Source organism: Hydrogenophaga sp., assembly GCF_014773545.1.
Taxonomy (GTDB): Bacteria; Pseudomonadota; Gammaproteobacteria; order Burkholderiales; family Burkholderiaceae_C; genus Hydrogenophaga.
This window is the reverse complement of the sequence record NZ_SDDV01000016.1, coordinates 1-11,056: the sequence shown is the minus strand read 5'-3', so window position 1 is coordinate 11,056 and position 11,056 is coordinate 1. Positions and strand designations below refer to the sequence as shown.

The 11,056-nt window shown below is 66.1% G+C and carries 8 protein-coding genes and 1 pseudogene; 6 read left to right on the top strand and 3 right to left on the bottom strand.

The features are described from left to right. Nucleotides 1-56: 56 nt before the first annotated feature. From EST26_RS09970 to EST26_RS09960, 3 genes are read right to left on the bottom strand one after another with little or no spacing between them, the layout of a single operon-like run. Complete coding sequence (locus EST26_RS09970; protein ID WP_291067505.1) at nucleotides 57-962, bottom strand: TatD family hydrolase; 906 nt, start codon at nucleotides 960-962, stop codon at nucleotides 57-59. Between the two features lie 20 nt (nucleotides 963-982). Next, nucleotides 983-1,720, bottom strand: coding sequence for a lipoprotein-releasing ABC transporter ATP-binding protein LolD (gene lolD / locus EST26_RS09965; RefSeq protein WP_291067504.1), 738 nt, complete (start codon nucleotides 1,718-1,720; stop codon nucleotides 983-985). Further along, nucleotides 1,713-2,969: a lipoprotein-releasing ABC transporter permease subunit gene (locus EST26_RS09960; protein ID WP_291067503.1), complete on the bottom strand. Its 1,257-nt coding sequence runs from the start codon at nucleotides 2,967-2,969 to the stop codon at nucleotides 1,713-1,715. The genes lolD and EST26_RS09960 overlap by 8 nt, the downstream gene beginning before the upstream one ends. Before the next feature lie 200 nt (nucleotides 2,970-3,169). On the opposite strand from EST26_RS09960, the gene moaC reads away from it, so the two are divergent. The 6 genes and pseudogenes from moaC to EST26_RS09930 all read left to right on the top strand — a co-directional run bounded on the left by moaC (nucleotide 3,170) and on the right by EST26_RS09930 (nucleotide 10,934). Beyond that, nucleotides 3,170-3,685 (top strand): cyclic pyranopterin monophosphate synthase MoaC, encoded by a 516-nt coding sequence (gene moaC, locus EST26_RS09955; RefSeq protein ID WP_291067502.1) that lies wholly within the window; start codon nucleotides 3,170-3,172, stop codon nucleotides 3,683-3,685. Nucleotides 3,686-3,995: 310 nt separating this feature from the next. After that, nucleotides 3,996-4,733 (top strand): polyprenyl diphosphate synthase, encoded by a 738-nt coding sequence (gene uppS, locus EST26_RS09950; RefSeq protein ID WP_291067499.1) that lies wholly within the window; start codon nucleotides 3,996-3,998, stop codon nucleotides 4,731-4,733. A 209-nt stretch (nucleotides 4,734-4,942) separates the two neighbouring features. After that, nucleotides 4,943-7,102 (top strand): SLBB domain-containing protein, encoded by a 2,160-nt coding sequence (locus EST26_RS09945; RefSeq protein ID WP_291067497.1) that lies wholly within the window; start codon nucleotides 4,943-4,945, stop codon nucleotides 7,100-7,102. 5 nt (nucleotides 7,103-7,107) lie between these two features. Beyond that, nucleotides 7,108-8,289, top strand: a complete 1,182-nt coding sequence (locus EST26_RS09940; protein ID WP_291067495.1) for a Wzz/FepE/Etk N-terminal domain-containing protein — start codon at nucleotides 7,108-7,110, stop codon at nucleotides 8,287-8,289. 20 nt (nucleotides 8,290-8,309) lie between these two features. Then, on the top strand, nucleotides 8,310-9,443 hold the full coding sequence (locus EST26_RS09935; protein WP_291067493.1) for a glycosyltransferase: 1,134 nt from the start codon (nucleotides 8,310-8,312) through the stop codon (nucleotides 9,441-9,443). Between the two features lie 17 nt (nucleotides 9,444-9,460). Then, a pseudogene (locus EST26_RS09930) lies at nucleotides 9,461-10,934 on the top strand (mannose-1-phosphate guanylyltransferase/mannose-6-phosphate isomerase). The last annotated feature ends 122 nt before the right edge of the window (nucleotides 10,935-11,056 follow it).

The window sequence follows — 11,056 nt, the reverse complement described above, 5'->3', positions numbered from 1 at the left end:
GATCAAGTCCTGAGCATTGTTGCGTCGAGCTCAAGATAAACGACATCGGCGTGTCGCTAACGCTGGAAAACTGCCAGATTAACGGGTTTTTCCAGGGATATTAGCGGGTCTCCGGCGTTTGGCTGCGCCGTCAAGGCGCCCAGCCGGGGCAGCGCTGCCAGGGCGTTGGCACAGGTGGCCGCGGCCAGTTCAGCCGGCGGCAGGCCGCGCAGTTCGGCCAGCAGCGCGCCCATGCGCGGCAGTTCGGCCGGCGAATTGACGCTTTGCGCATGCCCGGCGGCGCGCTGCGCGGCGCTGACGTAGAGCCACTGCGGCGGCATGTCGGGCGCGTCGGTCTCCAGCACCAGTGCCGACAGCGGTAGCGTGGCAGCCAGCCGGCGCAGCCGCAGCGCGGCCTCGAAGCTGAGCGCGCCGCCAAAGCCCAGTTTGCAGCCCAGGCGCAAAAAAGCCTCGGCCTGCGCCGCGCTGCCGTTGAAAGCGTGCGCGATGCCGCTGGGCGGCGGCTGCTCGCGCAGCAGTTGCAGCACGGCGTCGGCGCTGCGGCGCAGGTGCAAAATCACCGGCAGCCGGTGTTTGCGCGCCAGCCGCAGTTGTTGGCGGCAAAACCACAACTGGCGCTCGCGCTGAGCGGGTTCGCACAGCGCGGGGACAAAAAAATCAAGTCCGATCTCGCCCACCGCCACCAGGTGGGGATCGGCTCGTGCTTGCTCCAGCGCGGCATCGAGCGCGGCCAGGTCGTCTTCTTTCGCCTGCGGGACAAACAGCGGGTGAATGCCCAGTGCATAGGCGTCGCCCAGGCGCTGCGCCAGCGCGCACACATTACCCCAGTTGCTGCGCTGCACGGCCGGCAAGACGCAGCGCTGCACCCCCAGCGCGGCCGCGCGCGCGCGCGCGGCGATGGCGAGCGCGTGATCCGGCCCGAATGCGGGCGCGTCCAAGTGGCAGTGGGTGTCGATCCACATCGCGTGGTTCTGGCTCGGCACTACGCCAACAGCCCGGCGCTGAGCTGGAGCACGCGGGTGCAGCGCGCGGCCAGCGCCTCGTCGTGCGTGACGACAATGAAGGCCGTTCCCTGCTCGCGCGCCAGGTGCAGCATCAGGTCAAACACGTTGCGGGCGCTGGCGCGGTCCAGGTTGCCGGTGGGCTCGTCGGCCAGCACGCAGGCCGGCTGCGTCACCAGCGCGCGCGCCAGCGCCACCCGCTGGCGCTCGCCGCCAGAGAGTTCGGATGGGCGGTGCGCCAGCCGCTGCGCCAGGCCCACGCCGGCGAGCACCTGCGCCGCACGCGCCGCCGCCTCGGCACGCGCCAGGCGCCGAATCCACAGCGGCATGGCGACGTTGTCGCGGGCGCTGAATTCGGGCAACAGGTGGTGGAACTGGTAGACGAAACCCAGGTGCTGGTTGCGCAAAACACCCAGGCGCGCTGCGCTCAGGCCTGCCAGAGGCTGGCCCATGATCTGCACCGTGCCGCTGCTGGGCGCGTCCAGCCCGCCCAGCAGGTGCAGCAAAGTGCTTTTGCCCGAGCCCGAGGCGCCGACGATGGCCAGCGTCTCGCCCCGGCGCACGCTCAAATCAACGCCTTGCAGCACGCTCACGTCGAGCCGGCCCTCGGTGAAACGCTTGCACAGGCGGCTGGCTTGCAGCACCAGCGGCGCTGCGTCTGGGCTGCTTGGCTGTGCCTGTGTGGGCCTGGGGCCGGTCAGCGCGTCAAGCTCATTCATAGCGCAGCGCCTCGGCAGGGTTGACGCGGCTGGCGCGCCAGCTCGGGTACAGGGTGGCCAGGAACGACAGCACGAGCGAGATCAGTGCAATCGGCACAATGTCGCCGCGCTGCGGGTCGCTGGGCAGGGTGCTGATGAGGTAGATGTCTGGCGGCAAGAAAGTGGCGCCGAGCGCGCGCTCCAGCGCCGGCACCAGGGTCTCGATGTTGAATGCCAGGCCCAAGCCAAGCAGCAGGCCCAGGGCGGTACCCATGACGCCCACCAGCGCCCCATTCACCATGAAAATGCCCATGATGCTGCGCGGGCTGGCACCCAGGGTGCGCAAGATGGCAATGTCGGCGCGCTTGTCGGTCACCGTCATGACCAGGGTCGAGACCAGATTGAACGCCGCCACCGCGACGATCAGCGTCAGAATGATGGACATCATGCGCTTTTCCAGTTGCACGGCGGCAAACCAGCTGCGGTTTTGCTGCGTCCAGTCGCGCACCAGCAAACCCGGCCCCAGGCGCGCCGCCAGCGACGCAGCCACCTCGGGAGCGGTGTGCAAGTCGCGGATTTTTATCCGCACGCCGCTGGGGCCTTCCAGACGGAAAATGCGCGCCGCGTCGTCCTGGTGCAGCAGCGCCAGCGCCGAGTCAAATTCAAAATGCCCCGAATTGAAAACGCCCAACACCGTCAACTGACGGATGCGCGGCAGCACGCCAGCCGGGGTGATCTGGCCGCTGGGGGCGATCAGCGTGACCGTGTCGCCGCTGCGCACGCCCAGGTTGTGCGCCAGCTCGCCGCCCAGCACGACACCAAACTGGCCTGGCACCAGCCACGGCAGCACGGTCTGCGCCAACTCGGCGGCCAGTTCGGTCACCTGCGGCTCGCGCGCCGGGTCTATGCCGCGCACCAGCACGCCGCGCATGTCTTCGCCGCGCGCCAGCAGCGCCTGCGCGCCCACAAAGGGCGCTGCGCCCAGCACCTCGGGGTGGCCTTTAATGGCGGCCAGCGTCTGCTCCAGGTGCGGTATTGCCTGGCCGGCGGGCTCGAACACCTCGATGTGCGAGAGCACGCCCAGCATACGGTCGCGCACCTCTTTCTGAAAGCCGTTCATCACCGACAACACGATGATGAGGGCCGCCACACCCAGCGCAATGCCCAGCATGGACACGGCCGAGATGAACGAAATAAAGCCGTTGCGCCGACTGGCACGGCCCGCGCGCGTGTAGCGCCAGCCGAGCAGGAGTTCGTATGGGGTTTGCATGGAGTGCCAGAGAAGCTTTTCGATTTGATTATGCAGGGCGGCCCCAGCGGGCGCGTTCAAGGGCGGGATTGGGGTTCAACCAGACCGCAGCGACGCCCGGCCGCGCGCACCACGCAAGTCCGACCCGGATAACTCCGCATCGTTCAGCGCAAATTAGAATCTGACCCCGATTTCACCCGTTTATACCCGCACAACCCGCCATGACCGACCAGCCCCTTAGCCCGCTCACCCACTTCGACGCCCGGGGCCAGACCCACATGGTGGACGTGTCCGCCAAAGCCAGCACGCACCGCGTGGCGCTGGCCGAAGGCCGCATCAGCATGGCGCCCGCCACCCTGGCGCTCATTCAAAGCGGCAACGCCAAAAAAGGTGACGTGCTCGGCGTCGCCCGCATCGCCGGCATCCAGGGCGCCAAAAAAACCAGCGAGCTGATCCCCCTGTGCCACCCGGTCGCGCTCACCCGTGTGACGGTCGAGTTTGAAGTGGACGCCGCGTCCCACAGTGTGCTGTGCCGCGCCAGCGCCGAATGCACCGGCCCGACCGGCGTGGAAATGGAAGCCCTCAGTGCGGCCAGCGTGGCGCTGCTCACCATCTACGACATGTGCAAGGCGGTGGACCGGGGCATGATCATCGGCGGGCTGCGGCTGATGGAGAAGCGCGGCGGCAAGAGCGGGCTTTTTGTGGCCGCATCCATACCTATTGACCCAGCCTTGTGAAGTGTGAGCCGTTCGCCCTGAGCTTGCCGAAGGGCTTCGACCGCAGCAGCAACCGTTCGCCCTGAGCCTGTCGAAGGGTCGAAGGACAATCTCAGCCGGAACGGAACTCAAGACTTCACCGGGCCAAATCAATAGTCGAACAGGTGTTACGCTGGGGCCGCCCCAAGGCCGCCCCAGACCGACCAGCCAACGCCGCTTGGCTTGGGTTCGGCTGCACAGGGATGAGTGAGCCGGAGCAACCGCTCCTGGAAAGAGTTTTTTTTGTGTCATAGTCGTACAATTGAATTCAATTCAAGAAAAGACTCTTTTCATGCCCGTCATCCCTATCCCCGTCACTGTCGCAGCACCCCAGCACATTGCCATCGTGATGGACGGCAACCGGCGCTGGGCCAGCCAGCGCAGCCTGCCCAAGGCGATCGGGCACGCCAGCGGCGCGCGCCGGGTGCGCAACATCGTGCAGGCCTGCTCGGAGCGGGGCATCCGCTACCTGACGCTGTTTGCCTTCAGCACCGAGAACTGGAGCCGCCCGATGGAAGAGGTGAGCAGCCTGATGGGGCTGTTCGTGCATTACCTTGAAAAAGAAGTGACTGACATGAACGCCCACGGCGTTCGCCTCAAGGTGGTAGGAGACCTGAGCGCTTTTGACGCCCGCTTGCAGCGGCTCATGCGCGAGTCGCAGGAAAAAACCGCACACAACACCCGCATCACCCTCACCATTGCTGCCAACTACGGCGGGCGCTGGGACATGCTGCAGGCCACGCGCGCCTGGATGAGCCAGCAACCCGCAGACCCGTGCGCCGAACTCACCGAGCAAAACCTTCGGCCCTATTTCAGCATGGCTTACGCCCCAGATCCCGATTTGGTCATCCGCACGGGTGGCGAGTCACGCATCAGCAACTTCTTGCTCTGGCAGATGGCCTACTCTGAACTGTATTTCACCGATACCTTGTGGCCTGATTTCACGGCCCAGTCACTGGATCAGGCTATACAGTGGTTCCATCTTCGCGATCGCCGATTCGGCGGCACCCCCCTCAAAGCCAGCCGATGATCCCGGCTGCGCAGCAGCCGTACCAAGCCCCTATGTCGATCACAAACCGTTCATCCCGCATGCGAAATTTTCTGCCGCTGATTCTTCTGGGCTTTGGGCTTGCCACCGCACATGCGCAAATCGTGACCCCGGGCAGCGCGTCGGCTGCTGCCGCAGCGGTCGCAACAAGCGCGGCCGCACCCACGGTGGCTGCCCCCGCGGTTCTTTCTATGGCACCTGCGGCCGCTGGCGCCAGCGCAGACCAAGCCAGGGCCCTGGCGCAGCAGCCGCCCGATGCGCTCGCCCCCGAGGCCCAGCGTGTCGGCAGCCAGCGCCGCACCGCCGCCGCCACACAGTTCCAGCGCTTTGTTCAAGAATCGACGGGGCACCTGCTGCCCATGTTTGGCAGCGATTTGTTTGACAGCCCCGCCCGCTTTGCCGCCGATGCGACGCAGCCCGCGCCGGGCGACTACATCCTGGGTCCGGGAGATGAAATTCACCTGCACGTGTGGGGGGCGGTGGAGTTCACCGGCGTGTTCAACGTTGACCGCAACGGACAGATCGCGCTACCCCATGTCGGCGCCGTCACACTCGCTGGCGTGCGGCTGGGCAATCTCGAAGGCGTGCTGCAAAGCCAGCTCGGCCGCATTTTCACCAACTTCAGCCTGAACGCCAACATGGGCCGCCTGCGCAGCATCCAGGTGTATGTGGTGGGCCATGCTCAGCAACCGGGCACGCACCAGGTGTCGAGCCTGAGCACCGCAGTCAACGCCTTGTTTGCCAGCGGCGGCCCGGCGGCCACTGGCTCCATGCGCAATATCCAGCTCAGCCGCGGCGGCAAAGTAATCACCACGCTGGACCTGTACGAGTTCATCGCCAAAGGCGACAAAACGCGCGACATGACGCTGCAAAGCGGTGATGTGATCGTGATTCCGCCCGTCGGTCCCAGCGTTGCCGTCACGGGCGCGATCGACAGCGCCGCCATCTACGAACTCAAGCCCGGCGCCGACAGCATAGGCGACATCCTGGCCCTGAGCGGTGGCGTGCCCGTACTCGCCAGCACCAGCAGAGCCCTGCTGGAACGCATTGCACCCGAGCAAACACCCCCACGGCGCGTGCAAGACATCACCCTGGACCCCGCCGGGCTCAAGCTGCCCCTGCGCGACGGCGACGTGCTCACCGTGCTGGGCATCAGCCCCGCGTTCGGCAACGCCGTCACCTTGCAAGGCACAGTGGCCGCCCCGCTGCGCCACAAATGGTTCGAGGGCATGAGAATCCTAGACCTCATTCCCGAGCGCGACGCGCTAATCACCCCCGATTTTTACAAGCGCAAGAACCTGCTGGTGCAAAGCACAGCCATAGCAAAAGACGCTGGCGTCAGCATCACCGATCGGGTGCGCGGCCTGGCCGACCAGATCAACTGGGACTACGCCGTCATCGAGCGGCTAAACCGAAACACCCTGGCCATAGATCTCATTCCCTTCAACCTGGGCCAGGCCGTGCTGCAGCGCGACCCCTCACAAAATCTGCTGTTGCAAGCGGGCGATGTGGTCACCGTCCTGAGCCAGCGCGACCTGCGCTTGCCACAGGGCAGGCAAACCCGTCTGGTTCAACTTGAAGGAGAAGTGGCTGCGCCCGGCATATACCAGGCGCAACCTGGCGAAACCCTGCCGCAGTTGCTGCAACGCATTGGCGGCCTCACCCCGCAGGCCTTCGTATTCGGCACCGAATTCAAACGGGAATCTGTCCGACGCCACCAACAAGAAAACTTTGACACCCTCATCCGTCGCCTCGAAACCCAGGCGCAAGCTCAGGCCAGCGTCGATCTCTCCAACGTCGGCACCGACGACGTGGCCCGGGCTCAGTTGCTGCATCAGCAGCAACAAGCCCAGATCAACAGACAGATCGCCCGCCTCAAGGCCATGCGCAGCAACGGCCGCATCGCGCTGCGACTGGACCCCGAAGCTCGGGAACTGGCCAGCCTGCCCGCGCTGCCACTGGAAGACGGCGATCATATCTTCGTCCCCGCCCGGCCGGGCTTTGTGTCGGCGTTTGGCTCGCTACACAATGAAAACGTGTTCATCCACAAACCCGGCAAAACCGTGGGCGACGTGGTCAAGCTCGCAGGCCTGACTGAAGAGGCAGAACCCAGGCAGGCTTTCGTGCTGCGCGCTGACGGCACCGTCATCGCCCGGCGCGACCGCAGCACTTTCTTTGGCGACGGCTTTGAATCGCTGGAGATGATGCCCGGCGACACCCTCGTGGTACCGGCGCAGGTGAACCGCGAAAGCCGCTACAACTTCTGGACGCGTGCGGTGCGAGACTGGACGCAAATATTCGCGAACTTCGGTCTGGGTGTGGCCGCCCTCAAAACCATCAACAACCTGTGACAGTCATGACCGAGCAACTCTCAAAGGCCGAGCCCGAAGACGACGAAATCAGCCTGCTCGATCTGCTGCAAACCGTGCTGGACAACCTGCGCCTGCTGGTGCTGGGCCCGCTGCTGGTGGGCCTGCTGGCGCTGGGCTACAGTTTCACCATCGCCCCCACCTTCACCGCCAGCACCCTATTTCTCCCGCCACAGCAGCAGCAAAACGCTGCTGCCTCCATGCTGCAAGGCATAGGCGCGCTCGGGGGCTTGGCCGGGGCGGCCGCCGGCATCAAAGACCCCAACGATCAATATATTAGTTTTTTGCAGAGCCGGGCCCTGCAAGACGCGCTGATTGAGCGCTTCCAACTCATGGAGCGCTACGAATCGGAATTCATGGAATCGGCGCGCAGGCAACTGAGCGCAAACGCCCGCATCAACAGCGGCAAAGACGGCCTGATCCGCATCTATGTGGACGACAAAGACCCCGCCTTTGCCGCCGAACTGGCCAACGCCCATGTGCAAGAACTCACCCTGCTGCTGGGCCGCCTGGCCGTTACCGAAGCGCAGCAGCGCCGCCTGTTCTTTGCAAATAAACTCTCCGAAGCCGCTGAGATGCTCACGCAATCCGAGCAAGCCTTGCAAGCCAGCGGGGTGAGCATAAGAGCGATCAAGGCAAGCCCGCAGGCCGTCGTGGAACGGCTGGCCCAGTTGCAGGCCAGCATTACCGCGCAAGAAGTGAAAGTAGCCACCATGCGCGGCTACCTCACCGAAGCCGCGCCCGACTTCCGCCAGGCCCTGACCACGCTGGCCGCTCTGCGGGCTCAGCTTAGCAATGCCGAAAAACTTAATCCCTCGGCAACACAAGATGCGGGCAACTACCTGGCCGCTTACCGCGACTTCAAGTACCACGAAACCCTGTTTGAATTGTTTGCCAAGCAGTACGAAATAGCCCGCATTGACGAAAGCCGCGAAGGCGCGCTGATCCAGGTGCTGGACGCAGCGCAAACCCCCGAGCACAAGAGCAATCCGCAAAAAGGCATGATCGCCGTGCTGGCCACGCTGGCCAGCGGCTTTGCGCTGCTGTTGTTCGTGTTCGTGCGGCAGGCGCTGCGCAACGCGGCGCAAGACGATGTGTCGGCCCAGAAGCTCCAGCGCCTGCGCGAGGCCTGGGCCCGCGCCCTGGGGCGGCGCCCGCGCACCCCCTGAGCGACCGAGCGAGCCCAGACATGCCCAACTTTGTGCTGGCCGCGCTGCTGGTTTCGCTGGGGGTGAGCCTGCTGCTGGTGTTCACCAAGCACTGGCACGGCCACTTCAGCATGGACCACACCGCCGGCGTGCAGAAGTTCCACACCAAGCCCACACCCCGCATCGGCGGCGTGGGTGTGGCGGCTGGTCTGGTGGCGGCCTGGGCGCTGGCCAGTGCCGATGTGCAGACCCTGCTGCAACCGCTGCTGCTGGCCAGCGTGCCCGCCTTTGCCGCCGGCCTGCTGGAAGACATCACCAAAAAAGTGGGCGTGTCCGCCCGCCTGCTGGCCACCATGGTCAGCGGTGCCCTGGCCTGCTGGCTCACCGGCGTGGCCCTGAACCGGGTCGACGTTCCGCTGCTGGACGACCTGCTCGCCTGGGGCCCTGCGGCGGTGCTGTTCACCGCGTTTGCCGTGGCCGGGGTGGCCAATGCCGTCAACATCATCGACGGCTTCAACGGCCTGTCCAGCGGCACGGTGCTGGTGATTTTGGCGGCGCTGGGCAGCCTGGCCGGCCTGCAGGGCGATACCCCGCTGGCGCTGGTTTGCGCCGTGCTGGGCGCCGCCGTGCTGGGCTTCTGGCTGGTGAACTTTCCGCTGGGCAAGATCTTCCTGGGCGACGGTGGCGCCTACCTGGTGGGCTTTGCGCTGGCCTGGCTGGCGGTGCTGCTGGTCATGCGCCACCCCGGCGTCTCGCCCTGGCTGGTGCTGCTGGCCTGCGCCTACCCGGTGACCGAAGTGCTCTACAGCGTGTGGCGCCGCCTCCGCCAGCGCCTGCCCACGGGCGCGCCCGACAACCTGCACCTGCACAGCCTGATCAAGACGCAGGTGATCATGCGCTGGCTTGCCCACTGGAACCCGCGCTTGCGCAACGCCGCGGTGTCGCCCCTGCTGTGGCTGTATGCCGCGCTGCCCGCCGGCCTGGCCGTGGCGCTGGAAGGCGCGCCGGTGTGGGCGGCCATCGCGGCGCTGCTGGTCTGCGTGCATTGGTACCACCTGATCTACCAGTTGCTGGCCCGCCGTGCCCAGTTGCACCCGCTGCCAGACGGCGCGCCTTCGCCACCGCAGGCCAGGCCCAGGCCCCAACCCAAGCCCCGCCCCAGGCGACCCCGCTGATGGCACGCGAACCCTCCATGACGCCCAGCACCCCTGCACCCATCGTCCCCGTCATCCTCTGTGGCGGCTCGGGCACGCGCCTGTGGCCGCTCAGCCGCAAGAGCCACCCCAAGCAGTTCGTGCCGCTGATCGGCAACAAGAGCCTGCTGCGGCTCACGGCCGAGCGCCTGGCCTTTGCCCAAACGCCGCTGCTGTGCGTGGCCGCCGAAGACCACCGCTTTCTGGTGGCCGACGACCTGCAGGCCGCAGGCCTGGGCGGCGAGCTGCTGCTCGAACCCGCTGGCCGCAACACCGCCGCCGCCATGGCGCTGGCCGCCCTGCATGTCAGTGCCCGCGCGCGCGCAGCCGATGCGGCCGACCCGCTGCTGCTGTTCTGCCCGGCCGACCACCACATCCCCGACACCGCCGCCTTTGCCGCCATGGTGCGGCAGGGCGTGGGCGCCGCCGAATCGGGCGCCATCGTCACCTTCGGCGTGCTGCCCAGCTTCCCCAGCACGGCCTATGGCTACATCGAGCAGGGTGCGGCGCGGGCCGATGGCAGCCGCGCGGTGGCCCGCTTCATCGAAAAGCCCCAGGCCGACGCCGCCCAGGCGCTGCTGCTGCAAGGCAAGGTGTTGTGGAACGCGGGCATCTTCCTGGCCCGCGCCAGCGTGCTGCTGGCGGCGCTGGGCGCTCACGCGGCCGACATACTGGCCAACTGCCAGGCCGCCATGGCCGGCGCGGCCACTGAAACGCTCCCCGGGCAACGGACTGCACTTCGTGCGCCCGCAGAAAGACGCCTTTCTGGCCTGCCGCTCACAAAGCATCGACTACGCGGTGATGGAACACCACCAAGACGTGGCGGTGCTGCCCTTCGTGGGCCAGTGGAGCGACGTGGGCAGTTGGAACGCCGTGGCCGAGCTGACCCCCGCCGACGGCCAGGGCAACCGCATCACCGGCCAGGGCCACGCCCTGCAAGCGCGCAACACCTACATCCACGCGCCCGGGCGCACGGTGGTGGCGCTGGGCACGCAAGACCTGCTCATCATCGACACGCCCGACGCCCTGCTGGTGGCGCAGCGCGACCACGCCGAGCAGGTCAAAGACGTGGTGGCCCACCTCGAAAACGCGAAGCTGCCACAGGCCACCCTGCACCGGCGCGTGGCCCGGCCCTGGGGCTGGTACGACAGCATCGACATGGGCGAGCGCTTTCAGGTCAAGCGCATCGGCGTCAAACCCGGCGCCCGCCTGAGCCTGCAAAAACACCACCACCGCGCCGAGCACTGGATCGTGGTGCAGGGCACGGCCGAGGTGACCAACGGCAGCAAAGTGTTTTTGCTGACCGAAAACCAGAGCACCTACATCCCGATCGGCGAGGTGCACCGCCTGCACAACCCCGGCAAGCTGGAGCTGGAGATGATCGAAGTGCAATCGGGCAGCTACCTGGGGGAAGACGACATCGTGCGGCTGGAAGACACCTACGGCCGCATCGAACCGGCCAGGAAAGCCTGAAGATGTTGCGGGTCAAAACCATTTTCCGGGCATTGAACCAGAGAGCGGGCAGTGATGCATCGCATTTCACGTTCGCCATTGCACGATGAGACTAAGCACAGCTCAAATTGAAACCATCCGCG

Excerpts from the sequence above, each read along its gene's own strand:
- EST26_RS09970 (WP_291067505.1), bottom strand. The coding sequence starts at position 962 with ATGTGGATCGACACCCACTGCCACTTGGACGCGCCCGCATTCGGGCCG.
- lolD (WP_291067504.1), bottom strand. The coding sequence starts at position 1,720 with ATGAATGAGCTTGACGCGCTGACCGGCCCCAGGCCCACACAGGCACAG.
- EST26_RS09960 (WP_291067503.1), bottom strand. The coding sequence starts at position 2,969 with ATGCAAACCCCATACGAACTCCTGCTCGGCTGGCGCTACACGCGCGCG.
- moaC (WP_291067502.1), top strand. The coding sequence starts at position 3,170 with ATGACCGACCAGCCCCTTAGCCCGCTCACCCACTTCGACGCCCGGGGC.
- uppS (WP_291067499.1), top strand. The coding sequence starts at position 3,996 with ATGCCCGTCATCCCTATCCCCGTCACTGTCGCAGCACCCCAGCACATT.
- EST26_RS09945 (WP_291067497.1), top strand. The coding sequence starts at position 4,943 with ATGGCACCTGCGGCCGCTGGCGCCAGCGCAGACCAAGCCAGGGCCCTG.
- EST26_RS09940 (WP_291067495.1), top strand. The coding sequence starts at position 7,108 with ATGACCGAGCAACTCTCAAAGGCCGAGCCCGAAGACGACGAAATCAGC.
- EST26_RS09935 (WP_291067493.1), top strand. The coding sequence starts at position 8,310 with ATGCCCAACTTTGTGCTGGCCGCGCTGCTGGTTTCGCTGGGGGTGAGC.